At 36.2% G+C, this 23,064-nt stretch carries 27 protein-coding genes; 8 read left to right on the top strand and 19 right to left on the bottom strand.

The window, feature by feature from the left end; all coding sequences use genetic code 11:
• Positions 1 to 339 precede the first annotated feature (339 nt).
• Entirely contained in the window at positions 340 to 462 is a 123-nt protein-coding gene (locus AN161_RS28050; RefSeq protein WP_075807376.1) for a YjcZ family sporulation protein, read from the top strand.
• A 1,031-nt stretch (positions 463 to 1,493) separates the two neighbouring features.
• Positions 1,494 to 1,625, top strand: coding sequence for a hypothetical protein (locus tag AN161_RS31210; RefSeq protein ID WP_143115084.1), 132 nt, complete (start codon positions 1,494 to 1,496; stop codon positions 1,623 to 1,625).
• A gap of 220 nt (positions 1,626 to 1,845) precedes the next feature.
• Here the strand turns inward: AN161_RS31210 and AN161_RS26670 are convergent, their stop codons facing one another.
• The 12 genes from AN161_RS26670 to AN161_RS26705 all read right to left on the bottom strand — a co-directional run bounded on the left by AN161_RS26670 (position 1,846) and on the right by AN161_RS26705 (position 11,545).
• On the bottom strand, positions 1,846 to 3,114 hold the full coding sequence (locus AN161_RS26670) for an MFS transporter (protein WP_053597332.1): 1,269 nt from the start codon (positions 3,112 to 3,114) through the stop codon (positions 1,846 to 1,848).
• A 135-nt stretch (positions 3,115 to 3,249) separates the two neighbouring features.
• Positions 3,250 to 3,399 carry a hypothetical protein gene (locus AN161_RS30285; protein ID WP_198926951.1) on the bottom strand — a complete coding sequence of 50 codons (150 nt, stop codon included), beginning with the start codon at positions 3,397 to 3,399 and terminating at the stop codon, positions 3,250 to 3,252.
• Positions 3,400 to 3,516: 117 nt separating this feature from the next.
• Positions 3,517 to 4,704: an MFS transporter gene (locus AN161_RS26675; RefSeq protein WP_053597333.1), complete on the bottom strand. Its 1,188-nt coding sequence runs from the start codon at positions 4,702 to 4,704 to the stop codon at positions 3,517 to 3,519.
• Between the two features lie 351 nt (positions 4,705 to 5,055).
• A complete protein-coding gene (locus AN161_RS26680) occupies positions 5,056 to 5,616 on the bottom strand; it encodes a DUF6241 domain-containing protein (protein WP_053597334.1) in 561 nt (186 codons plus the stop codon).
• 34 nt (positions 5,617 to 5,650) lie between these two features.
• On the bottom strand, positions 5,651 to 5,776 hold the full coding sequence (locus tag AN161_RS31215; RefSeq protein WP_277815991.1) for a hypothetical protein: 126 nt from the start codon (positions 5,774 to 5,776) through the stop codon (positions 5,651 to 5,653).
• 758 nt (positions 5,777 to 6,534) lie between these two features.
• Positions 6,535 to 7,404 (bottom strand): metal ABC transporter permease, encoded by an 870-nt coding sequence (locus AN161_RS26685; protein ID WP_053597335.1) that lies wholly within the window; start codon positions 7,402 to 7,404, stop codon positions 6,535 to 6,537.
• A complete protein-coding gene (locus AN161_RS26690) occupies positions 7,401 to 8,273 on the bottom strand; it encodes a metal ABC transporter permease (protein WP_053597336.1) in 873 nt (290 codons plus the stop codon). The genes AN161_RS26685 and AN161_RS26690 overlap by 4 nt, the downstream gene beginning before the upstream one ends.
• An 11-nt stretch (positions 8,274 to 8,284) precedes the next feature.
• Positions 8,285 to 9,013, bottom strand: a complete 729-nt coding sequence (locus AN161_RS26695) for a metal ABC transporter ATP-binding protein (protein ID WP_053597337.1) — start codon at positions 9,011 to 9,013, stop codon at positions 8,285 to 8,287.
• A gap of 9 nt (positions 9,014 to 9,022) precedes the next feature.
• Positions 9,023 to 9,937, bottom strand: a complete 915-nt coding sequence (locus AN161_RS26700; RefSeq protein ID WP_053597338.1) for a zinc ABC transporter substrate-binding protein — start codon at positions 9,935 to 9,937, stop codon at positions 9,023 to 9,025.
• Positions 9,938 to 10,112: 175 nt separating this feature from the next.
• Positions 10,113 to 10,268 (bottom strand): hypothetical protein, encoded by a 156-nt coding sequence (locus tag AN161_RS30290; protein ID WP_198926952.1) that lies wholly within the window; start codon positions 10,266 to 10,268, stop codon positions 10,113 to 10,115.
• A 222-nt stretch (positions 10,269 to 10,490) separates the two neighbouring features.
• The gene (locus AN161_RS31220; protein WP_277815992.1) at positions 10,491 to 10,616 is read right to left on the bottom strand and encodes a hypothetical protein; all 126 of its coding nucleotides are present in this window, start codon (positions 10,614 to 10,616) and stop codon (positions 10,491 to 10,493) included.
• 323 nt (positions 10,617 to 10,939) lie between these two features.
• On the bottom strand, positions 10,940 to 11,545 hold the full coding sequence (locus AN161_RS26705; RefSeq protein WP_053597339.1) for a TetR/AcrR family transcriptional regulator: 606 nt from the start codon (positions 11,543 to 11,545) through the stop codon (positions 10,940 to 10,942).
• A gap of 161 nt (positions 11,546 to 11,706) precedes the next feature.
• Between AN161_RS26705 and AN161_RS26710 the strand changes: the two genes are divergently transcribed.
• Complete coding sequence (locus tag AN161_RS26710) at positions 11,707 to 12,444, top strand: SDR family NAD(P)-dependent oxidoreductase (RefSeq protein ID WP_053597340.1); 738 nt, start codon at positions 11,707 to 11,709, stop codon at positions 12,442 to 12,444.
• Positions 12,445 to 12,490: 46 nt separating this feature from the next.
• Here the strand turns inward: AN161_RS26710 and AN161_RS26715 are convergent, their stop codons facing one another.
• Positions 12,491 to 13,453: a bile acid:sodium symporter family protein gene (locus AN161_RS26715; RefSeq protein WP_053597341.1), complete on the bottom strand. Its 963-nt coding sequence runs from the start codon at positions 13,451 to 13,453 to the stop codon at positions 12,491 to 12,493.
• 138 nt (positions 13,454 to 13,591) lie between these two features.
• On the opposite strand from AN161_RS26715, the gene AN161_RS26720 reads away from it, so the two are divergent.
• Positions 13,592 to 14,617, top strand: coding sequence for an S-layer homology domain-containing protein (locus tag AN161_RS26720; RefSeq protein ID WP_053597342.1), 1,026 nt, complete (start codon positions 13,592 to 13,594; stop codon positions 14,615 to 14,617).
• Positions 14,618 to 15,024: 407 nt separating this feature from the next.
• Here the strand turns inward: AN161_RS26720 and AN161_RS26725 are convergent, their stop codons facing one another.
• The 3 genes from AN161_RS26725 to AN161_RS26735 all read right to left on the bottom strand — a co-directional run bounded on the left by AN161_RS26725 (position 15,025) and on the right by AN161_RS26735 (position 17,519).
• A complete protein-coding gene (locus AN161_RS26725) occupies positions 15,025 to 16,023 on the bottom strand; it encodes a hypothetical protein (RefSeq protein WP_053597343.1) in 999 nt (332 codons plus the stop codon).
• Positions 16,010 to 16,357 carry a PadR family transcriptional regulator gene (locus tag AN161_RS26730; RefSeq protein WP_053597344.1) on the bottom strand — a complete coding sequence of 116 codons (348 nt, stop codon included), beginning with the start codon at positions 16,355 to 16,357 and terminating at the stop codon, positions 16,010 to 16,012. The genes AN161_RS26725 and AN161_RS26730 overlap by 14 nt, the downstream gene beginning before the upstream one ends.
• Before the next feature lie 271 nt (positions 16,358 to 16,628).
• A complete protein-coding gene (locus AN161_RS26735; RefSeq protein ID WP_053597345.1) occupies positions 16,629 to 17,519 on the bottom strand; it encodes a LysR family transcriptional regulator in 891 nt (296 codons plus the stop codon).
• A gap of 113 nt (positions 17,520 to 17,632) precedes the next feature.
• Here AN161_RS26735 and AN161_RS26740 point away from each other — a divergent pair, with 113 nt between their 5' ends.
• Positions 17,633 to 18,190, top strand: a complete 558-nt coding sequence (locus AN161_RS26740) for a flavodoxin family protein (protein WP_053597346.1) — start codon at positions 17,633 to 17,635, stop codon at positions 18,188 to 18,190.
• A 127-nt stretch (positions 18,191 to 18,317) separates the two neighbouring features.
• Here the strand turns inward: AN161_RS26740 and AN161_RS26745 are convergent, their stop codons facing one another.
• The 3 genes from AN161_RS26745 to AN161_RS26760 all read right to left on the bottom strand — a co-directional run bounded on the left by AN161_RS26745 (position 18,318) and on the right by AN161_RS26760 (position 21,412).
• Positions 18,318 to 18,602: a hypothetical protein gene (locus AN161_RS26745; RefSeq protein WP_053597347.1), complete on the bottom strand. Its 285-nt coding sequence runs from the start codon at positions 18,600 to 18,602 to the stop codon at positions 18,318 to 18,320.
• 113 nt (positions 18,603 to 18,715) lie between these two features.
• A complete protein-coding gene (gene ade, locus AN161_RS26750; protein ID WP_053597348.1) occupies positions 18,716 to 20,467 on the bottom strand; it encodes an adenine deaminase in 1,752 nt (583 codons plus the stop codon).
• Between the two features lie 522 nt (positions 20,468 to 20,989).
• Positions 20,990 to 21,412 (bottom strand): pyridoxamine 5'-phosphate oxidase family protein, encoded by a 423-nt coding sequence (locus AN161_RS26760; RefSeq protein WP_053597350.1) that lies wholly within the window; start codon positions 21,410 to 21,412, stop codon positions 20,990 to 20,992.
• Positions 21,413 to 21,577: 165 nt separating this feature from the next.
• On the opposite strand from AN161_RS26760, the gene AN161_RS26765 reads away from it, so the two are divergent.
• From AN161_RS26765 to AN161_RS26775, 3 genes are all read left to right on the top strand, one after another.
• Positions 21,578 to 22,204, top strand: coding sequence for a hypothetical protein (locus AN161_RS26765; RefSeq protein WP_053597359.1), 627 nt, complete (start codon positions 21,578 to 21,580; stop codon positions 22,202 to 22,204).
• 144 nt (positions 22,205 to 22,348) lie between these two features.
• Positions 22,349 to 22,636: a PadR family transcriptional regulator gene (locus AN161_RS26770; RefSeq protein ID WP_053597360.1), complete on the top strand. Its 288-nt coding sequence runs from the start codon at positions 22,349 to 22,351 to the stop codon at positions 22,634 to 22,636.
• Positions 22,623 to 23,018 carry a DUF2812 domain-containing protein gene (locus AN161_RS26775; protein ID WP_082340460.1) on the top strand — a complete coding sequence of 132 codons (396 nt, stop codon included), beginning with the start codon at positions 22,623 to 22,625 and terminating at the stop codon, positions 23,016 to 23,018. The genes AN161_RS26770 and AN161_RS26775 overlap by 14 nt, the downstream gene beginning before the upstream one ends.
• The last annotated feature ends 46 nt before the right edge of the window (positions 23,019 to 23,064 follow it).

Raw genomic sequence — 23,064 nt, forward strand, 5'->3', positions numbered from 1 at the left:
AACAATCTTTTTTTACAATCTAAACAGTAAGCATATTTACTTATTTTATGGTCTAAAAAATCGTAGTAATCACCGTTTTCTGCTTCCGAACCATCAAAATGATGTCTATGAATGGTACTTCCTTTTACATAATCCTTTGTATAGAACCCTTCTGTTGAGTCACAATGAGGACATTTTTACTGGTGCTACATACATAATTCCGCACCTCCTAACTGCACAATCTTTATCTCAAAATACTTAACATGAATATTTTTTTCAAAAGAAACTATTAATTAGATTAATGCCATCTCTCATTTTTATAACTCTACATATTATAGATTGTAGAAAGGAGGTATTTTTATGGAAAACTGTGGAGAATTTCGCGAAGAGCGTCGCAACAATGGTTCAGCATTCGCTCTAATCATTGTACTATTCATTCTTCTAATTATTGTCGGCGCTGCTTTCATGAATAACTCGTATTAACATTTCCGAATTTTATTATTGTCATAGATGCTTAATGTACAAAAATCACAATTAATAACCACTAAAACTCCCGTTGCTCATAATCATAGTAGGGTAAATCTAATTTAACCTAACACCTCTAGATTTGTTGGTCAGGGTCACTTAGCACCGGGTGACCCTTTAATAGTTTCTTTCCTCATTTATTTGCCTACTTTACTGAACATTTTCTTTCAGATATTCACTTAATATAGTGATGTAATTTAAAATTCCACTTTGATATATCTTTTAAAGTAACCTTCTACTCCTTCTTATTCAACTAACCTGCGCCGTTAGTTTAAGTACATTTCTTCACAATCTTCATAATTAAGATAAATATCCAATAAGAAATTATCTCACCCCTAAAAATCTAATGGATTTTAGAAATGGTTTCATTTCACTTATAACCAAATTTATAACGCCATTGGTTACTTTGAAACTATTCAAGTGTTGTTGTTTAGTAACTATATTATAGTTGACGTTGTAATGATCGTATTGCCAAATCTAGAATAACGAATTTGTGTAAAAGTCTTTGTTATTCAAATTTTATCATACAACTGTTTTCTTCTTGTGAAGAACTGGAACAACGGCTAAAACCTTAATAATAATAAATGTACGTTTAGCTTGCTTTTAAAGCAAAATGCTTGAAAAGAATCATCAACAATTTTTCATGATTTTTACCCGCCTTTTTGTTATTACACCGCTCTTAGATATATACATTATGTTTAACATTTGATTACGTTTCATCGCTTTCATAAGCCGTTCTTTCATCCTCTACCATCCCCCAACAAGAATATTTGTTTGTTATCGCAAAAGAACAAACGTTTGTATTCAAGCAAGCGTAAAATAATGGTAAATGAAAAAAGACCAGCTCGATTCTTAAAACGTAATTGCCAATCCGCTGTCTTTTAAATGTACTTTTGTATCCAAAACTGATAATTTAATTTTTAATTATTGTCAATGCTTACAATTTTATAACGACTAATTACATTTAAAAATTATCAAGGAATGAACATATGAACAAATTAGAACAAATAACTAATGAATTACTTGAAGCTGGATATACAATCGAGGAAATTATAGCAGCCTATAATAAGGTAATTAAGGCAAGTAAACAAACAGAAGCAGATGATAAAACAAATAGCTAATTACATAGTTATTTGCTTTTATTAAGAGGAAAAGGTTCTTTTGATTTACATTTCGGAGTACCGAATGCCAACAAAAGAACCTTAAATTAAGTTGTTTTTTAATAAAGTTTTATTTAAATTCACTCTAAATTCTTGATTTTTCACTACATGTTTTGAAAAAATTGCATTACTTTGAAACTATTTTAGACACCATTAAAAATTTTAGTATCAATAAGTTATCTCAAGCTTTTCTAGACCAAATGACAACTGGTATAAGAATTAAGGATAATAGACCTCCAGCTAAAGATAATGTTGCATAGCTTGCATTAGCTACTACCATGCCTGAGAGCGCACCACCAGAAGCTCCTGCTAGTGCAACTAAAACATCTATTTTCCCTTGCGTTTTTGCTCTAGTGGAAGGTTCAGTTGAATCAACTATTTGTGTAGTACCACTAATTAAGCCAAAGTTCCACCCTAATCCAAGTAAAGAAAGAGCAATGATTAATAGAACCATAGAATCACTCGGTGCGAATGCCGCTAATAAACCAGCAAATAACAACGTCACTCCGGAAGCAATACTCATGACTGTTCGTCCGATTTTATCAACAAGAATACCTGTTACAAGCGACGGAAGATACATTGAACCTACATGAAAACCAATAACAATTCCAACCTCCGATAAACCGTGACCATGATGTTTCATATGTACAGGTGTCATTGTCATAATTGCAACCATTACAATTTGAGTAAGTACCATAACCGTTGCACCGACTGTAAGACCTCTTTTATTTAGTGCTTTTTTATTTAAGGATTCTGTCTTATTTCCATGCTCATTTTCTTGTTTGTGTGCTTCTATCATTTTTGCAATTTCTAATGGATCGGGACGTAACATAACAAAAAGGACAAGACCCGCTAAGATAAAGGCTGTTGCTGATAAGATAAATGGACCCGCAAGAGCCGGTACACCAATAGAAACAGCAAATTCCCCCATAATATCTACTAAATTTGGCCCTGCAACGGCACCGAATGTTGTCATAACCATTGTAGTGCTGATAGCTGTTGCTCGTTGTTTATTATTTGCTAAATCTGTACCTGCATATCGAGCCTGTAAATTTGTTGCAGTCCCTGCGCCATAGATTAGTAGAGAAGCAAATAGTAAAATGACACTATTCATCATAGCAGCAATTACTACACCAATTGCACCGAGTCCACCGACAATAAAACCTGTTGATAAACCAGTGCGACGCCCATAACGTTGTGATAGTTTCCCTACAATTAAAGCTGCTCCTGCTGACCCTAAAGTAAATAAAGCGGACGGTACTCCTGCATAAGCATCCGTTCCCAGCATTTGCTGAGCTAAGAGAGCCCCTACCGTAATACCTGCTGCAAGACCCGCTCCACCAAAAATTTGTGATAGACTTACAATGAGCAAGACTCGCCTATATAGTTTTTTTAGCTTTTCAGGTGATTCTATATAACTCTCAATTGAATCTTGTGATTTATCGAACACTTATCAACACCTTCTTTCTATAATTTATCTAGATGGTTAAAACGTAACCATCTTATCAGCCCATTCTACAACTTTAATGCAATCATCCATTGTAGAAATTGGACAGGAAAATGTTTTATCAAGAGATCGCAATTTTTAACATGTTCCGCAAGCTAAAAGTTCACCCATTAACTCTTTAAATTTATTCATTTCTTTTTTAACATTAAACCTTGGATGTTCAATGTTTTCACATTCTACAGCTTCACCCATTTTAACTTCATAAAAAAGAGAAGTACACTTTTTCATCCTGTATCCCATGATTGTTGCTTAATAACCATGTGAAAAAGTACATTAAAACATCATAAAGAAGGTAGAACTATCAAAAATAGTATACAGATTTGACAGTTCCTTTTTTACTGTTATTCAATGTGCATGCATAACAACATTCTTTTTCTTTGAATATAGTAAAAAAGTGATTGTTAAGCTTAAGCTAATAATACCGAAAACAAGCCCCATTCCACTTAAACCAATTAAATCTAACATCATACCTGTCGACAATAAAACGACCTGAAAAATGACTGAATCTATCATATTGCGGAATGAGAAAAATCGACCATGGAAATCTTTTGGTACCTGTTTTTGAAAAATCACCATTGTCGTTGGGAAAAAACAGCCTACTGAAAAACCAAACACTCCAAACGCCATGAGTGCAAAGAATTTAATATCCGATAATAATAGCATTAGCTCCATCGAACCAATGATAAATGCTAATGTAAAGAGCAGTGTCCCAATTTTCACTCGTTCCGTAATGAATTTTAAACCAGCTGCACCTAGCATGAAACCTATGCCCTCAACTGTATACAATAATCCTGATATCGTCGTTGAATGATGGATCTCAGAAATTTTCATAATAACTAAATTAAAGGAGCCTAAAAATAATGTTGGAATTAACATTAAAACAAGTGTCATTAAAACAACAGGGTGCTCCTTCACCATTGGTAATACCTCTTTAAAGCTGCCCTTTTTCTTATTTGTTATCGACTGATTTGCCGTTTCATCTAATTGTAGGAAGCTTGTAATAACAAACATCATCATATAGACGATAAATGAAATGATGTACAACCATTTCAGCTCAAAGAAACTTAACATGAATCCTGCAGCAGCAGTTCCAATAATTCTTGATATCGTTCGAGCATTCATTTGCCAAGCATTTAATGTAATTAAATCCTTATCCTTGACAATCATTGGAATGATAGATTGTAGAGCAGGCATATAAAAGGCAGCTGCTATTTGCAACGTAATTAAAAAAAGAATCATCCAAATAACCGAATTTGTATAAAGTGCCATAAACATAAATAACACACTTATAATTCGCCCTACACTCGCCAGCTGCACAACTGTTTTTTTCTTTGACTGGTCAATAATACGTCCTGCCAACGGACCAACGACTAAACCTGCCAATATACCAATAGCAATAATTAATGATTTGTGAAAGTCAGAGGGAACGACCTCTTGCATAAAAGCAAGATTCCCTATAATCCCAGCCCACAAGCCAAGGCCAACGACAAATTCACCTAATAAAATAATCCATACATTCCGATTACGCCACATGCAGTATCTCCTTGTTGTTTCAAATATTAATTAGTACATAGTAACAAAATTATAAATATTCGTACATATAAATATTACAATTCTTCTATATTTTATCTTTATAAAAATATTTATATCATCATCATTTTTCCTAAGGCATTATAAACCTTTAATTATGTTATCTCTCCTTTTCGAATCGCTTTTAAAAGTATACTATTTTCTTATAATGTAAGAATCATGCAAAAGTTTGAAATAGGCGATTCGAGTTTATTCCACGCTACTTCTGCCTTAGTGGTTCGGACTTGCATTCTATAGATTACATGCTCGTAGGGCGCACAAAAAAACGCCCCACCAAAGGACGTTTTTAAATTTTTACTTACCATAGATACGTTGCATTATTTCGTCAGAATGCTCGTTAAAATAAGTTTGACCGAAGAATTCTATTATATAATGATGTTCTTCCTCTTCCGTTAACAATCCGTATGCTTTCCCGACAGTTCCCCCTTGATTTTTCCAAACAAAATTGTGTGCATCTACTGCATTTGAAAAGTCATCGTTTCTCCATTCATTAAGAATGTCTCTATATTTCTTTTCATGCTTGTAATTTGTATGGTCTAAAATTGTTAACATTGTTTCAACATTATTTTTTGTTAAAGGCATGAAGTCCCATTTATCTTCAGCTTTGACTTTTTGATGTGACATTGCATGAAGATATTGTTCAAATTTTGTTTCATTCGAAAGCCGATTTTTGTTAACTTTTTCTGTAGTTAAATCAAAATCAAGATACAATCCGTCTAGTTGAGAACTATTAGGAGTTACTTCAACTGTTTTACCCTTTTCATTTGATTTTTCATTACCGAACACAATTACCGTTGTAATTCCGACTATTATAGTTAACAATATGGCTAAAATAGTGTAAGAAAGTTTTTTCATAAGAAGCACCTCCCTTTACTGTTAAATTGGCACATCACCATAACGTGTGGTTGATTTCCGTTCCGACTGGGCGCTTTGTTGCTGCCGCTACGCTTTCGCACAGATAAAACATTGCCGCTGACGCTTCGCTTTCGCACAGAGCAAAGCTTCCTGGGGGCATCCGATGAGCCGCTTGGGCCAACAGATGTTTTTTGCGCGAAAGCGTAGTGCTAACGTAGCGGCAGCAGAGGGTTTTGTATGTGCGAAAGCGTAGCGACAGCAACAGCACGATGTTGGTCACGAAGGCGTTATCACAGGACGTGATGCTTTTAGCCTTCGTTCCCCTATGTGCTCGCTCCAGGGTCTAATCTGTGACGCTAATCCCCAAGGAGTCGCCCAGTCGGAACGAAGATCAACTTACATATATATGGCATACGTTTTAACGAATGTCATCCATAACTTTTGGTGTTGAGCCGTTAAATTTACTAAATAAAATATATTTGTTAAATTCAAAATCGTTTATCTCTGACTATATCCTTCACGTTAAATCTTTCGTCCAAGTGTAATCTTTTATATCTAAATCTATATATCAAATAATAGTCAACATCGTTTCGTTTTATTCATTTCAATTTTCTCTTCTTTTTATTGATCCCCTAAATATATATTGAAACGTTTTGCTGAACAATAATGTTCTTTGAACAGCTTCCCTTCGTATGGAACTTTTGAAAGATACTCGCTCAAAGTCTTGATTTTTATAAGTCGCGGGTGTTTTGACTAGACACTACACTGCAACAAACCTTTAAATATGATATCTCTCCTCGAATTGCTTTCAAAAATATACAGAAAGTAGACAGTTTGAGAAGAACAGAAAGATTGTATTAGAGGAGCTAATTACAAAAAAAAACACCGTTTGATTAAAAATCAAACGATGTTTCTTCTTTACATAGCTTCTAATTTACTAACGAGCGATTTTCTGCGGCGCTCGACTATTTTTTGACCTACTAATGTAATGACAAATATTAATCCTACTGTTGTTGCCATCATCCCTGCAATGGACGTATCCCAAAGCTTCGCTAAATAATAACCCATTACCGATGCCAGAGCACCAAATAGCATGCTATACATAAACATTTGTTTAATCGTTTTGCTTATTAAATAAGAAGTGGCAGCTGGTCCTATTAGCATAGCGACAACTAAAATTGCGCCGACACTATCAAATGCAGCAACAGTTGTAAAGGAAATCGTTGTCATGAAGCCATAATGTAGAAAAATAACTGGAATACCGATAGAGGCAGCATAAACTGGGTCAAAGGTTGTTAACTTCATTTCCTTAAAGAATAATAGAAGGAACCCAATGTTAATCATCAGTACAAACAATAGCATCCATACGGCCTTTGGCATTGTAATTGATAGCCATGTCCATCTGTCCCAAGGTACAAATGCAATTTCCCCCATTAAAACATGCTCAACATCTAAATGTACATTCCCAGCAAATAATGTGATGAGTAGCACACCTGCGGCAAACAAGGAAGTGAATACAACGCCAATTGCAGCGTCCTCCTGAATGCCAGAAGAATGTAGTAACTGCACTAGGTAGGCCGTTAGTATTCCTGCGAATGCCGCACCAACTAACATCCAAAAGCCATTTAATGTTTGTGTAATAATATAAGCCATGACAATACCAAATAATACGGTATGACTAATCGCATCTGCGATCATCGACATTCTACGCAAAATTAGAAAGACCCCTGCAATCCCGCATGTGACCCCTACTAAAACACCTGTAAAAACAACCCAAAATTCAATCATCCCAACTCACCTTGCTTTCGAAACTGCATTTTCCTACGATATTTATTAATTTGCCCCGCCGGACTAATAAAATAGGAAATAAAGAATATTGCAGCTGCTACTAATACGATAATTGGACCTGTCGATAATCCTGTTCGTATTGAACTAATAAAGGTTCCTGTGATACCGGAAATACCACCAATTGCTGCACTAAGCACAAGCATTGAGCTCAATTTGTTTGTCCATAATTTAGCACTTGCAGCGGGGATAATTAGTAATGCTGACATTAAAATAACACCTACTGCCTGAATGCCTGTAACAATAGTCATCACTATTAATATGGTTAGCGTGGCCTTTAACGCTTCAATCGGTAAGCCAATTCCTTTGGCATAAACAGGGTCAAAGATTAAGAGCTTCCATTCTTTATAAAGAAGCAGACTAACCAAAATAATAATTGTTGCGCTTATAAACAACCACATTAAATCAGCCTTTGTCATCGTCGCTGCTTTCCCAAAAATAAAATTGTTAAGACCGCTTTGATTTCCTAATGGACTGCGATTGACAACTGTTAAAAATACAACGCCAATCCCGAAAAATACAGTTAAAACCAATCCAATTGCTGCATCTGCCTTCATCTTTGAAAAAGAGACAATCCATTGTATGCAATAAACGGACAAAGCTGATGTGATGCCTGCCCCAAGCATTAATATAGGTAATTCTTTTTGCCCTGTTACTAGAAAAGCAAGAGCGATCCCTGGCAATGCAGCATGTGCCGCCGCGTCGCCTACTAAACTTTGCTTTTGTAAGAAGGAGAAGGTACCTGTTATGCCAGCCGCGATACCAAGTAACATCGTACCGACTAATACCCATAGTAAGTTACCAGTTAACATATTCATCCTCCTTAAGCGTTTTGCATCATGAATAGTTTACCACCGTACGTTTTTTGTAATTGCTCTGGTGTAAAAACATCTTCTGTTGCGCCTGATGCTAAAATTGTTTTATTTAAAAGAATTGTATAATCAAAATATTCCTTTACTGTTTGTAAGTCATGATGCACGACAAAAATACTTTTCCCTTGAGCTTTCAAGTCTTTTAAAATATCGATTATCGTTTTTTCGGTAGCAGCATCCACCCCTGCAAAAGGTTCATCTAAGAAATAAATATCAGCATTTTGGGCTAATGCTCTTGCTAAGAAAACTCGTTGCTGTTGTCCGCCTGAAAGTTGACCGATAGAGCGCTCAGCAAAGTCTTGCATGCCTACGCTAGCAAGAGCCTGCTGTGCTAAAATTTTATCCTTTCTAGACGGCCTTTTAAATAATCCAGTATGTCCGTAACGCCCCATCAGAACTATATCAAGAGCATTTGTTGGAAAATCCCAATCTACAGCATTGCGCTGAGGAACATACCCAACTACTAAGCTTTTCGGTTCAAAGACTTTCCCAAGAATTTCAACTTTCCCCACTTTATTCGGTAGCTGATTTAAGATGGCCTTTAAAAAGGTAGATTTCCCCGCTCCGTTTGGGCCAATAATGGCTGAAAGATGACCCGTAGGGACCGATACACAGGCGTTTTCTAATACCGTTTTCTTATCGTATGCGACTGATAAATTTTCAACTGTTAATGCGTTCATCTTTCTCACCTACTTCAATGCATCGACGATTGTGTCGATGTTATGTTGATACATACCGATATATGTACCTTCCGTTGTTCCCTCAGCACCCATAGCATCCGAGAATAATTCCCCACCAATCACTATGTCGTGACCTTTTTCTTTCGCACCTTCAATAACAGCTTTCATTGCTTTATCGGAGACACTTGATTCTATAAAAATGGCTTTAATTTTGTTTGCCACTAAAAAATCCACCATTTCCTGCACATCTTTCACACCATATTCTGAATCTGTACTTAGCCCCTGTAAGCCACGCACTTCAAATCCTTGGCTTCTACCAAAATAATTGAACGCATCATGGGCTGTTACTAAAATACGCTGCTTTTCTTGGATTTCATTTACTCGGTCCTTCGCAGATGTTTTTAATTCATCTAATTTTTTCAAGTAAGCTTCTTCATTTGTTGCAAAGTCGTCTTTAAATTGAGGGTATTCTTCTTGAAGCTTGTCTCCAATTGCCTGAACAACCCCTTTCCAAAGCTCAATATCAAACCAAATGTGTGGATCATGTAGCATAGCATCATCATCACTAGCAAGTAGATCCTTTTTATCTAGTTTTTCTCCAACAGCAAGCACTGTTTTGCTTTTTGACATCTGCTCAAAAATATCAAGCATTTGCCCCTCTAAATGTAACCCGTTATAAAAAATAACCTCTGCCTTATCCAATTTCGATAAATCACTTTGAGTCGCTTTGTATAAATGGGGATCTACTCCCGGCCCCATCAAGGCAGTTACCTTTAAATGGTCGCCACTAATTTCTTTAATGGCATCCGCAATTTGCCCAGTTGTTGCGACAACTACTCCTTCCTTTTCACCTTCTGTTTCAGCAGAACAACCGAAAAGCAAGAGTGATAGTGATAAAACAAGTACACCTAAAAATCTTTTCATGCTTTCATACCTCTTCTTTCTCTTTATATTTAAGGCGTTGTTATCGTTGATTTTAAATATTACTCGTCAGACATTTTTTCGCGGGCTATAACGGTCGCTTCCTCGCAACGCTTCGTTAGGAGTTTTCTGTTTGTTATGCCCGCTCAAGTAGCCTTAGTATCAACACAGCCTTAATTTACATTGATTTTCTAACAAGCCAGCGCCAGCCTATCCAGAAAACAATTATCATCATCGCTACTCCAACAGACTCTGTCAGTTTCCACAAAAGTATAAGAATCAGTAAAATAATTAACGGAAGAATCGTCAGCTTCAAATCATCCAACTCTTTCATTCATTCACTCTTCTTTCTTGAATGATATTTTGTTTCCCTTAGGAAAAATATATGCTTAATATGAAAATAATTCAACTCTTTTATGAATTTTTCTTATAAAAAGTTTTTTTCACCAAGAAAATTTGGTACTCCTATTACTTTCGCCTAGCACAAAAACACCAGCATTTTGTAGTACAAAAAATGCTGGTGTTTACGCTCAAATTTAATTTCTTTGTATAATTTTTAATAGACAATATCTCCCCCATCCTGCATATCAATAACATAATATGGCTTATCTTCATCATATTCTGAAGGTAGCATAATAGATACCTCATATTGTGCTATTTTTACTTGATGAAATTGCATCATAATTTAGCGCCTCACCTTCTTTGTAACGAATCTACCACAAATGAGAATCATTATTAATCAATGCTTTATTTCAGGCATGTGATTAGGAAAATATGAGGTTATCATCGACCATTTTTTGTTGATATTTTGCTTATGCATGTCCAATTGTAGCGAAGGAAACGGCTCGACGCTCGCCATCAGGAAGCCTTGCTCTGCGCGAAAGCGTAGCGGCAGCAACAAATGTTTTATCTGTGCGAAAGCGTAGCGGCAGCAACAAAGCGAGTAGCCCGTATAGAAATCAGCATCTTCTAATTAATAAATATGGTTAATCAACACACCTGACTTTACTTATCATGATGTGGCTTTCCAATATACTCATATGCATAAATATGTGTTTTAGTAAGCTCAATAATATCTTGAATCAGTGTCTCTTCTGGTTTTTCATAGCCACTTGTAATCCACTGCATCATCAAACCATAAAATCCGTAAGACGTATAATGCTTAAACATTTCCATATTGACAGGCTGATTGTTAATTGTTTCAAATTTAAATTGCTCCATATAAATTTTAGTAATCGTTAGTGGCATTCTAGTATGTAATCCAGGAATCGTATCATCAAAATTTAACAACTCAAAAAATATACGGTTCTTATAAATATAATGAATAATATTAAATGAAGGAGCTCTAAGCTTTGTAGTATAAACCTTTTCACCAAATTGATAAGGCTCCCCTACCGCTATTTCGAGCCCCCTTAACATTGTGTCTAGTAAATTTTCAGCAAGCTCAAATTTATCTTGAAAATGTACATAAAAAGTGCTGCGATTATACCCAGCACGTTCTACAATATGTTTTACCGTAATGGATTGGAAGCCTTGTTGTTTAATTAACTGAATTAATGCCTCATAAAAATGTCGACGAGTTCTTTCCTGTCTTTGTGTCCATTTTGTCAAAATTTCTTCCCCCTTTTTAGACACTTTCTTTTGTTATGTCTACTACTTAGACACTTGCAGTTATATTAATGATTGTTTCCTTATTGTAGCGTTTTACAATAAAAGTACACAGTGATACGCACATTGTGTAAGAGAAAATGATTTTTAAGGGAGTGTAATTTATGGGGAAGTTACAAGATAAAGTGGCGATTATTACAGGAGGTGCATCTGGAATTGGTGCAGCAACTGCTAAATTGTTTGTAGCAGAGGGCGCAAAAGTTGTTCTCGTAGATTTAAACGATGGAAAAGGGAAAGAATTCGAGGCACAATTAAAATCTTCAGGGGCAGAAGCTATTTTCTTAAAAGCTAATGTTACAAATGAAGAAGAAGTAGCGAATATTTATAAAACAACCATCGAGACATTTGGTAAAGTCGATGTCCTTTTCAATAATGCAGGTATTGGTCGTGTCACACCAACGGAGGAATTACCTTATGCGGAGTGGCGCAATACAGTCAACGTCGACTTAGACGGCGTGTTCTTAATGGCTCAAGCCGCTATCAAAGAAATGTTAAAAGCTAATGGTGGCGCAATTGTTAACACTGCATCGATGTATGGCTGGGTTGGTTCTCCTGGTTCAGCAGCTTACAATGCGGCTAAAGGTGGGGTTATTAACTTAACACGCTCTTTAGCTCTTGAATATGCAACTCGTGGTATTCGAGTGAATGCCCTATGTCCTGGCTTTATCGACACACCAATTATTCCAGAAGAAAGTAAAGAACCTTTACGTCAATTAACACCAATGCAGCGTTTAGGTCAAGCAGAAGAAATGGCAAAAGCTGTACTATTCATGGCTTGTGATGACTCTACTTTCATGACAGGAAACACATTAACAGTAGATGGTGGTTACACTGCACAATAAGTTCTACCTAAAATATTCGCTTCCTTCCATAGGATAGCGAATATTTTTACATCAAACATCTAGTTCCTTCCCCATATTTTAACTGATACTTTTCCATTACTCGGCTAAAAAACGAGGCTAGAACTTGCTGAAATAGCATACCGAACACTACAGGCATGACTGTTTTTGCTGGAAAGTATGTAGTCGCAATAACAACCCCTACAGCAATATTACGCATCCCTCCTGTAAAAACGAACATTGTAATGATGCTTATATCCTTCCAAAGAAAATGCCCTAGCACTAAACATAACGCATACCCTGATACAGCTAGTACAAATACGACCAAAATAACACTAACAAGTTCCCAGCTAATATTTTTAATATACGGGGCAATTGCGCTACTATTAATCATCACAATGCTAAACAAGCTTAGTTTTGAAAAAGGGGCTAATTTCCTTCCTAGTGTCACCGCAATATTACCTTTAGTAAACTCGTTCAACGCTACGCCTACAAGAGAAGGCACAACAATCATCCATAGTAAATCTAGCATCAGACCAGCAGTATCAATGTCGATTGTTTGCCCCGCAAGAAAATGTAGTAAAACAGGAATAACAACGGGTGATATGAGTGTATCAATTAAAATAATTGCAAGACATAATGCAAGATGTCCCCTACAAATACTTACCCAAATAAAACTCGTTACCCCTGTTGGCACAGCGACTGCTAAGACAAAGCCTATTGTTAGTAAATGATCGTGAAAGATGATGGTTGCTATAAAATAAGCCCAAATTGGCATTAGTAGATGTAAAAATGCAATAGCCATTAAGATAACTATTGGATATTTTTTAAGACTTTTAAGCCCCTCAAAATTCATACTCAAACTACCTGCAAATGTCATAAAAGCAAACAGCCACGGCACTAAAAATAAAAGCTGATGCCCTACATTCTCTAACAGTACACCGATCACTAAGCTAAGCGGCGTTAAAATAGGCATCCATTTTTGGAGGTATTTATTAACATTATTTACCATTTCTATTTCTTCCTTCTTTCTTTAAAGAACAGTTTTCTTTAGCTTCCTTTCTAGTAAAATACACTAGAAAAATTTGCAGTTTTTATCCATATCCTGCAAACTATTAACATAACTTGCTAGAAAGGATGAAAGAGACTAATGAGAAAAATAGTGTGCGCTTTATTGCTTTCCATATTTGTTATGACAAGTGGATACACCGTACAAGCTGCTGGCTTTAAAGATGTACCAGAAGATCACTATGCCTATGAAGCCATCATATGGGCAGAGAAATATGATATCGTTAATGGCTATGCAGATGGTACATTTAAACCTAATGCAACAATTACAGAGCAACAATTAGCTAAATTACTTGCCAATTTTTATGAGCTTGAATCACCGTTTGATGAGTTAAAAAAACAGACCCCTGCAGCAATCTGGTCTGATGAATATTACAATCGACTTGCAAGCTATGGTGTACCACTAAATGGATATCTTGATAACAATATTCGAGCAGCTAGTGTGAAACGCGGTGTTGTAGCACAGGCAATTACACATTTAGCTCATGGCAAAAGTGGATTAGACCAATCCATACAGTTTTTAATCCATTATTACATTTCCACTGGTCAAAACCCTCAGTATGAAAATCGTAATTTGCAGAAGTTTTTCGGCGTTACAAACAATATGACCCGGGCTCAAGTTGTTACAATGCTCCACCGTATGGATGAAAGGAATTTTTATGAAATTTCAGAGGACGCACAAGCAATTCATGAAAATACTAGCAATGCTTCTTTAAATACACGAGCGAAAAATGGGCAGAATCAGCTAGATAAAACAATGCAGCTTACAACACCTTCTAAAAGTGCTTGGGAAGGTACCTATTCGTATTACTATAAATGGGGTAAAGGCGCAACTGATTTTAATCGCCGTGATGCCCACATTACCAACGCAACAAGCAAAAGCTTTAATATTTTCATTACTGCCAATGATGGAACAGCTGCTGGGAATGTCGATGGGATAGCAACGATTACTTCCAGCACTAAAGCTGTGATGAACAAATCCTCAAACGGCAATCGCTGTGTATTAGAATTTGAACGTCTTAATAATGCGATTAAAATTACCGAGGTTGATTGTCGTGCAGAGCATGATGAAGGTACTAATTTTTCTGGGACTTTGAAGAAACAATAAGTTTTCCATAAGTCCAACTGGAAATCTCCAAACTTTTATAGGAACACCCTTATGGACCTTTATAAATCACAATAATACTATTCAATAGTGAAAAGAACTAAAAAGTGCGAAATGGATTAAAAAATTCATTCGCACTTTTTTTAAATTGTTTTGAACTAGTGTCATTGCCTTTCAAACACTATGCAAGAATACCGTCTATACAACAATGCGTTTTTCGATACAATTATGTGTACCTTAAAAAGGTTTAGTATTGCACAACCATGTTTAACAGTAAACAAAAAGAACCCATTTTGAAAAAAGATCGATCAAAATGGATTCTACAGTTTTTATTATAGATATAATTATTAGTTGAATAGTTTTAGGATAGTAGAACATTGGGATCCGTTAATTTAATAAGCATATCTGAATTAATGAATGTTAGCTTTACGGAAGCCATCAAATACATTGTATGCGGCAGCTATCATAAAGAGGGAAATTCCACCACCTACTATCCACGTTTTAAATTGATTAGTAGTAGTAGCAAATAAATCCGACATATACATAATGAAATCTTGGCTTAGTAAATTGGGATTTAATAGTATTACAATAAATACAATAGTGCCAATTAGCTGTAGGGCCGTATTGCATATTGCCATTCTTTTCGTCCATTGCCGCTTGATTAATTTATAAAGGGATAATGTTATTTCTAAACCTATTACAATAACAACGATAGGCCAATATCGAAGCAAAACTTCTTGATTGAAAGTGGGAGTCACAAATACAAGTCCATCTCTCCCTCCTTCATATACACCTACAAGATAATTCGCATAAAAGTAAAATGTTGCCCAAATCCCAGTCCACATTAAACTTAAAAAGACTTCGTACTTTGATATTGCTTTTTTCTTAGGAATATAAGGTTTATTTTTTAAATCATCAGGCGTCCATTCTTTAAAGCGTGCTGTTAATGGCTGCCCACCTCTTCCTTTATCTGTTCTTTCCAATACAACAAGCATAAGTGTTAGCCAAAAGAATACTTGGATCCCTACTTCAATGACTCTCTGAATTCCTTCAGTCATAAGGTTCAAACCAATATTTAAAACCGCTTGTTCCCCACTATATCCAATAAAATATTCGGTAGTCATTGCGATTAACGAAATGACAGCAGCAATCGGTAAAATCATTTTAAGTAAAGTCATATATACATCAAAATAGCGTGGACCAATTAAGTACATTGGCCAATCTCGATAATTACTTGCCAATGCCACTGGACTTCCTAATTTTTCAAGAACCTCTTTTACATCTTCTTCACTATAATCATCTGGCAGCATATCCTCTATGTTTGACCGTAACTCAAGTATAATATCCTCACGTTTTTTTTCAGGAAGCCTTTGAGCAACTTCTCGAATATAAACCTCAATTAAATTCATCGTCTTCCTCCCCTTTCAATAGGTTATACAGCTCTTTCGAATTCTCTATCCATTCCTTTTTCAACTGTAAAAATATCTCTAGCCCATATTCACTTAAAACATAGTACTTACGAGGTCTACTCTCAGATGTATCCCAACTACTCGACACCAACTCCTGTTTCTCTAATCTACGAAGCAATGGATATAAGGTACTTTGATCTATAGAAACACCTAACCCTTCCAATAATGAAACAAGTGAATATCCATACTGAGGCGTTCGTAATTGACTTAAAACTGCCAATGTCAACGTTCCTCTCCTAAGCTCTGTAGTTAATGAATTCAATAAATTACTCATCCACCCACCTCATTTTAATTACTAAATGTCATACAGTATTTACTCTATACTATGCATCGCACACTATTGTTGTGACGAAATTAATCAAAATTCTGTATTATTTAAAAATACCGGAAAATTGAATCTACAGTAAAAGTTGAAATGAAAAAAACCACAAATTTAGATAGGTCTAAATTGTGGTTTCCTCTTTATAAAATAATTTAGGTTTTAAAACGATACCCTATTTCAGGGGCCTACATCTTTTTCTCACCAGTCCGGGTATAACAAGCTCTTAAAACTTCTTATACATCTTCATGGCAATCTCCATAAAATCAGCGAGATACGGAGATATGTGTTTATCCTTATGCCAAGCGATATCCGTAAAGATTTCTGCTAAATTCATTGATGTAGTCAGTTCTTTTAAGCTATAGTTTTCTAACTCTTTCTCCACCACCATTTTGGGTAAGAATGAAATACCTAAGCCTGCCATCACACATTGCTTAATGGCTTCAATACTTGCAAATTCAATCATTTGTATTGGTAGCGTACCTTCCTGCTGTAGCTGAGCTTCCAATTGATTACGGTAGGAGCAACCACTTTCCGTCAGAAGCATCGTTTCATTTGATAGTTGCTGTAAAGAAAATACATCTCTTTCCGCGTTGCTATCAGTAGGTGCACTGACAAATACTAATTGCTCTTGAATAAGTCGCTCACGATGTAACATAGGTGTTTCCTTATAGGCATCTGTAATAAACGCTATATCTAGATTGCCTGACTGCAATAAATCTTTGGCGATTTCGGTTGTATGTACAGGCTTAAAAATGATTTTTACTTGTGGATGGGCTTTCTGAAATTGTTGTAAAATACTCGGAAGACGGTACACACATTGACTTTCCTGTGCACCTATTTTTAACACCACTTGTGCTTGTTCACTTAATACAGCTTTTTTCATATCCACATTTAAATCTAGCATTTTTTGAGCATACTGTTGTAATCGCTTGCCCTCCTCCGTAAGGGTAATACGTTTTCCCAGCCTCTCAAAAAGAACAACACCTAGCTCATCTTCAAGCGATTTAATTTGTGCTGTTATACTTGACTGTGCATAATCCAGTAGTTGAGCTGTCTGCGTAAAACTTAACGTTTCTGAAGCTGTTAAAAACGTTTGTAGTTGTTTCATATCCATCTACTTCACCTCTAAATCGTTTTTTTCGATACATTTCATCGAAACATTCATCTTTATCGATAATAAAAATAAGTTTACACTAGTTATAACTTGAATGACAGAGGAGGCTTCATATGAACATTACCGCATTTATTGGAAGCTCTAGAGCCGGTAGTAATAGTGAACAACTAGCTGATTATGTATTAGAGGGCATCAATCATGAAAAAATCGATCTAAAAAATTTAACGATTGAGCCCATCAACGATTTACGTCATGATGACAATGGCTTTCAGTTTGTAGATGATGATTATGATCAAATCATCGATGCGTTTTTAACAAGTGATATCGTTGTTTTTGCAACACCAATATATTGGTACAGCATGTCGGGACTCATGAAGAACATGGTGGATCGACTCAGTCAAGCAATTCGAGATGAGCGTTTTCCACAGCTAAAGGAAAAATTACAAACTACCGAAGCTATTGTTCTTGCTGTCGGTGGTGACGACCCATATATAAAGGGTCTACCAATGATTCAACAATTCCAATACATCTTTGACTTCTTAAAAATGCCGTTCTCATCGTATATTATTGGGGAAGCAAACAAACCAGGTGAGATTAGTCATGACGCACAGGCACTAGCGCAGGCATCCATTTTAAATAAGCAGTTAAAAGCACGAATCTATCCCATTTAAAAAAACGACCTGAAAGCGGCTATGCTTTTAGGTCGTTTCATTATGAAAACAAAATGGTCGAGGAAATCTTGGTGAGAATTGTGTCGCTTTAAATGAGGGAGTTTCCGTTCCAGGCTACTTGCCATAATCAATTAGAATAACTAATAACTGTGTCAGCGATTATATATCTGTTGTTGCTGACGCTACGTTGCCACTTTGCTTTCGCACAGAAAACATTTGTGGCTGTCGCTTCGCTTTCGCACATAAAACATTTGTTGCTGTCGCTTCGCTTTCGCACATAAAACATTTGCTGCTGTCGCTTCGCTTTCGCACATAAAACATTTGCTGCTGTCGCTTCGCTTTCGCACAGAAAACATTTGCTGCTGTTGCTTTGCTTTCGCACAGAAAACATTTGCTGGCCCAAGCAGCTCATCGACCCTCCAGGAAAGCGACCAGCCGGAATGGAAATCAACCCCTAGTTTTGCAAAGCTGTCATACTTTATTTAATAGGACACCTTAATTTCATTACATAATAGTTTTTATATGTTAAACTTCCGCTTCTACCGGAATATGCTGGAATGTTGTAACATCAAATAACCCTGTATCGGTTAGCTTTAAAGCAGGTATAACAGGTAATGCGACAAATGAAAACGTCAATAAAAAATGGAAATCTAGTGTTGGATTAAGCTTGTGTAAGGCGTTATGCAGACTTGCTAATTGCTTTTTAGCTTCATCAGCTGGTACGTCAGTCATTAAGCCTCCAATTGTTAAAGGCATTTCCGCTAAAATCTCTCCATCAGCTACAATAACAAAACCACCTTGAATTTCTTGAATGCGTGATAAAGCAAGTAACATATCTTCATCATTCGCACCAACTACTAATGCATTATGCGAATCATGAGCTACAGTAGTGGCCACTGCCCCTTTTTGTAAACCAAAGCCCTTCACAATGCCTAGACCTGCCGTATGCAAATTATGATGACGCTCAATAACTGCTAGCTTTAGTAAATCCTGTTCAACTGACGGTACAAATACACCATCTTTCACAGGTACATCTATTACCAAATGGTTCGTAATAAGCTGATTTGGTATAATTTCCATTACATTCGCCTTCGTACCTTTTTGGAATGGAATGCTGAGCATGTCCTTCGTTACTTGCGGTAAATGTACAGAACGATGGATATGTGCAGGTACATTAGGTTCAGTGCGATTCGTTAACATCGCACCATTTTCAGCAACCTTTACGCCATTTTTCCAAACTGCCTTTGCACGCATATTGTCGATGCTCTCGATTAATACAAAATCCGCCTTATAGCCTGGTGCTAACACGCCTCGATCATATAAACGATAACACTCAGCTGTATTAACAGTGGCAAGCTGAATGGCTTGTAGCGGCTCCATCCCTTCCTCAATGGCCATTGCCACGTCAAAGTTAATGCTTCCTTCATCCATTAGCTCGTCAACGTATTTATCATCCGTACAAAAGCCAAAACGGCGAGCATTTGTCGCATTGACAGCGGGCAATAAATCACGTAAATTTTTTGCTGCTGAGCCTTCACGTATTAGTACATACATCCCCTGCTCTACGCGATCAGCAGCCTCCTGTGCAGTTACACATTCATGATCTGTATGGATACCAGCAGCGCGATAACCAGTAATTTGATGGCTATTTAAGCCCGCGCAATGCCCATCTACAACTAAATTAGCCTGCTGTGAAAGCATAATTTTTTCAAGCATACCCGCTTCCCCATTTAAAACAGCAGGAAAATCCATAACCTCCGCTAATCCTCGCACATCTTCATGCTTTAAAAAGGGCTCTAAATCAGCAGCTGTCAGCGTTGCTCCTGCATTTTCAAAATGTGTGCCCGGAACACTAGATGGCAACATAACAAAAATATCCATTTCTGCTTTTTTGGCATCTTCAAGCATAAACTGAATACCTTCAGCACCCGCAACATTTGCAATTTCATGCGGATCTGTAAGGACAGTTGTGATGCCATGTGGAATCAGTACACGGCTAAATTCTGCAGGTGTTAGCATTGACGACTCAATATGTATATGTCCATCAATCAGTCCAGGTACAACATATTTTCCTGCTGCATCCTCTTCTTTTTTAGCTTTACATCTATTCATTGTATCAAGCGCCACAATTTGTCCATTGTTAACGACTATATCTGCTTTTTTCCACGTCAATGTAAAGACATCTGCAATTTGTGCGTTACGTAAAATAAAGTCCGCCTCGATTTTCCCTTGTGATGTTAAAATATTTTGTGCAAGCTGTTGTAGTTTGTTAGTCATTCTCTGCACTCCTTTTTTCTTTATGAATTATCATGCAAAAAATTACTAATGATTGCAAACATTTAACGTTGATAAATAAAAAAGTCAACTCGTATAATGAATGAGTTGACTTCTCTTTTATAGCTAGAAGCTTGTAATTTTTAGTTCTTACTAAATTTCAAAACAGCTAAATTAAAAATCTTAAATAAATACTTTATTGTCAGAAATCCAGCTGAAGTTAAAATCAGTAAATAAATAGAAAGATAAATTAGATTTTTAAAATCAGTCGTTACTGAAAGGTTGACAGATGGTATAGCAATGACAAAAGCCAAAATAAACATAAAAAAATTACTATTTAAAAGTTTCATGAAACAACCCCTCCGCATCTTTGTAAATATATCTCCTATAGTTAAATATACCTTATCTTCATTCGCATTACCAATTAAATGGCAATATATCGCTGTTTTTCGTATGTTCCTCGCCAAACTCTTCCTCTGTTGTATTGGTGAAGCAGTCAATACATAATCAGACAGTGATCAAATCTTAATGGTCGTTTGTAAATTCAAGTTCTTTAGGTGGCTCCCCTTTTTTATTCATTAGACGCATACGAATCGGTTCGATTTTTAGTGTAATCATTTCATCTTGATTACCAACGAAAATGCTTGTAAAAAACTCGGCTAACTTATTTTTTATTCCTTCCTCATGAATTTCTGTTAGTTTTCCTTCAATTTCAACATACGTATCCCCAAAGCCTTCATTTTCGTATCCATATAAAATATGGGTATACGGGTTTTTGCGAAGCTCTTCCATTTTTTCAGAATGTTTATTCGTCACTGTGTACAACACAAAATCTTCATTTTGGAACGTCATGTATCGTGAATATGGTTTGCCATTCTCAACTGTTGCCATCGTTCCTATTTTTTCTCGATTTAAAACTTCTAATATTTCATCTCGTGCAGATGTCAATGTTATCCCAACCTTTCATAATCACTTATATTTTGCCCTACCTTCACTAACCTAATCCGCCTTTTTTTGAAAAATATGAAATAATAATCTTCGGTGATTTTTCTTAATCTATTGCTATAATAATTTGCTGGACAACATGAATTTTTTAGAATGAGGGTTATAATGATGAAGCAAGCATTTTTCACACGGTGTCTGTTCTTCTTAACGGGTATTTTGCTTTTATCCTTAGGTATAACATTGACAATTAAAGGTCAGATTTTTGGTGTTGGTTCGTGGGATGTGTTACATATTGGACTAGTAAAAACATTGGGATTAACTATTGGTACTTGGTCCATTCTCATCGGACTAGCCATAATAGCATTTGATATAGTAGTAACAAAGAAGTTTCCGCTGCCGGGTACGTTTATAGATATGTTTTTAGCAGGAATTTTTATTGATATTTTTAACTATTTGCTTCCTGATATAGATGGTTTTTGGATGCAGCTACTTTCATATGTATGCGGCTTACTATTACTTGGCTGGGGTTGCGGTATGTATATGGTGGCAAATTTAGGGATTGGTCCTCGTGACTCATTAATGCTTCTAATGGTCCATAAGCTTGGCTGGAGTGTCACACGCTCTCGAACAACTATGGAAGTAACTGTCGCTTTAATCGGCTTTTTACTAGGTGGTCCTATCGGGGTTGGTACTGTGCTAATGGCTTTCGGACTCGGACCGATTGTACAATTTGCTTTAACGTTTAATGAAAAATTATTTCTAAGATGGACTGGCGTGAAAAGCGCTGTGGTATAGGCTTACAAGACAATGCAAAAGTGCATTGTCTTTTTTTATTCGGTTGCATTATACAGTTCAACTGTATATAATCAAACTATATAGTTGAACTGTATATGAGGTGAACTTGTGAAAAAACATAAATTACTACCTTTATCTGAAACCATGCATTATATTCTACTCGCCTTACGTGAACCGCTATATGGCTATGCGATGATGCAAAAAATCGAGGAAATGAGCGCTGGTAGTGTAAGAATTGCGGCTGGGACTATGTATGGAGCTATTGAAAATTTGTTGAAATATCATTGGATTTCGCCTGTAGAGACCCAAGATACGAGACGCAAGGTTTATCAAACAACAGCTGAGGGACTAGCCATATTAGCGGCCGAGCAAGAAAGATTGCAGCGAATTTTATCTTTATATGAGGGAGCAGATGAGCATGATAAAGTTTGAAATCTTTTTTGATATCGAAAAAGAAGAGCAATGGTTAAATCATATGTTGTTCAAAGGATGGGTTTGTACAAACATAAATTCTGCCGGTTTTTATACATTTAAAAATACGGTTGATCTTGAACAAGTTATCCGTATTGATTATCAGCAGGATCTTCGGAGAGAAGAGCGATCTAACTATAAACAGTTATATGAGGATTTTGGATGGCAAGCATTAAAAGAAAAATCGTATGACGGTACCTATTATTGGTTAAAAAGAAAAGATGGCAACGATGAATTATTTTCTGATCATGATTCGCAAATTGCTAAATATAAACGATTAATGAAGCATTCCAGCAATTTGGCTATATTCTCCCTGAATTATTCACAGCCATCTGAGATTTAGGGAATTTGGCTAGTTTTTCAGAATTGAGGAAAATAATTAGGAGTAA

Origin of the sequence: Lysinibacillus sp. FJAT-14222, from assembly GCF_001278875.1 — a bacterium.
Taxonomy (GTDB): Bacteria; Bacillota; Bacilli; order Bacillales_A; family Planococcaceae; genus Lysinibacillus; species Lysinibacillus agricola.

Excerpts from the sequence above, each read along its gene's own strand:
- AN161_RS26765 (WP_053597359.1), top strand. The coding sequence starts at position 21,578 with ATGAAGCAAGCATTTTTCACACGGTGTCTGTTCTTCTTAACGGGTATT.
- AN161_RS26685 (WP_053597335.1), bottom strand. The coding sequence starts at position 7,404 with ATGATTGAATTTTGGGTTGTTTTTACAGGTGTTTTAGTAGGGGTCACA.
- AN161_RS26740 (WP_053597346.1), top strand. The coding sequence starts at position 17,633 with ATGAACATTACCGCATTTATTGGAAGCTCTAGAGCCGGTAGTAATAGT.
- AN161_RS31220 (WP_277815992.1), bottom strand. The coding sequence starts at position 10,616 with ATGATGCAATTTCATCAAGTAAAAATAGCACAATATGAGGTATCTATT.
- ade (WP_053597348.1), bottom strand. The coding sequence starts at position 20,467 with ATGACTAACAAACTACAACAGCTTGCACAAAATATTTTAACATCACAA.
- AN161_RS30285 (WP_198926951.1), bottom strand. The coding sequence starts at position 3,399 with ATGAAAAAGTGTACTTCTCTTTTTTATGAAGTTAAAATGGGTGAAGCT.
- AN161_RS26710 (WP_053597340.1), top strand. The coding sequence starts at position 11,707 with ATGGGGAAGTTACAAGATAAAGTGGCGATTATTACAGGAGGTGCATCT.
- AN161_RS26745 (WP_053597347.1), bottom strand. The coding sequence starts at position 18,602 with ATGAGCTGCTTGGGCCAGCAAATGTTTTCTGTGCGAAAGCAAAGCAAC.
- AN161_RS26690 (WP_053597336.1), bottom strand. The coding sequence starts at position 8,273 with ATGTTAACTGGTAACTTACTATGGGTATTAGTCGGTACGATGTTACTT.
- AN161_RS26730 (WP_053597344.1), bottom strand. The coding sequence starts at position 16,357 with ATGAGTAATTTATTGAATTCATTAACTACAGAGCTTAGGAGAGGAACG.
- AN161_RS26775 (WP_082340460.1), top strand. The coding sequence starts at position 22,623 with ATGATAAAGTTTGAAATCTTTTTTGATATCGAAAAAGAAGAGCAATGG.
- AN161_RS26735 (WP_053597345.1), bottom strand. The coding sequence starts at position 17,519 with ATGGATATGAAACAACTACAAACGTTTTTAACAGCTTCAGAAACGTTA.
- AN161_RS26700 (WP_053597338.1), bottom strand. The coding sequence starts at position 9,937 with ATGAAAAGATTTTTAGGTGTACTTGTTTTATCACTATCACTCTTGCTT.
- AN161_RS26695 (WP_053597337.1), bottom strand. The coding sequence starts at position 9,013 with ATGAACGCATTAACAGTTGAAAATTTATCAGTCGCATACGATAAGAAA.
- AN161_RS31210 (WP_143115084.1), top strand. The coding sequence starts at position 1,494 with ATGAACAAATTAGAACAAATAACTAATGAATTACTTGAAGCTGGATAT.
- AN161_RS26720 (WP_053597342.1), top strand. The coding sequence starts at position 13,592 with ATGAGAAAAATAGTGTGCGCTTTATTGCTTTCCATATTTGTTATGACA.
- AN161_RS26675 (WP_053597333.1), bottom strand. The coding sequence starts at position 4,704 with ATGTGGCGTAATCGGAATGTATGGATTATTTTATTAGGTGAATTTGTC.
- AN161_RS26715 (WP_053597341.1), bottom strand. The coding sequence starts at position 13,453 with ATGGTAAATAATGTTAATAAATACCTCCAAAAATGGATGCCTATTTTA.
- AN161_RS28050 (WP_075807376.1), top strand. The coding sequence starts at position 340 with ATGGAAAACTGTGGAGAATTTCGCGAAGAGCGTCGCAACAATGGTTCA.
- AN161_RS26680 (WP_053597334.1), bottom strand. The coding sequence starts at position 5,616 with ATGAAAAAACTTTCTTACACTATTTTAGCCATATTGTTAACTATAATA.
- AN161_RS26725 (WP_053597343.1), bottom strand. The coding sequence starts at position 16,023 with ATGAATTTAATTGAGGTTTATATTCGAGAAGTTGCTCAAAGGCTTCCT.
- AN161_RS26770 (WP_053597360.1), top strand. The coding sequence starts at position 22,349 with ATGCATTATATTCTACTCGCCTTACGTGAACCGCTATATGGCTATGCG.
- AN161_RS30290 (WP_198926952.1), bottom strand. The coding sequence starts at position 10,268 with ATGAAAGAGTTGGATGATTTGAAGCTGACGATTCTTCCGTTAATTATT.
- AN161_RS31215 (WP_277815991.1), bottom strand. The coding sequence starts at position 5,776 with ATGCCCCCAGGAAGCTTTGCTCTGTGCGAAAGCGAAGCGTCAGCGGCA.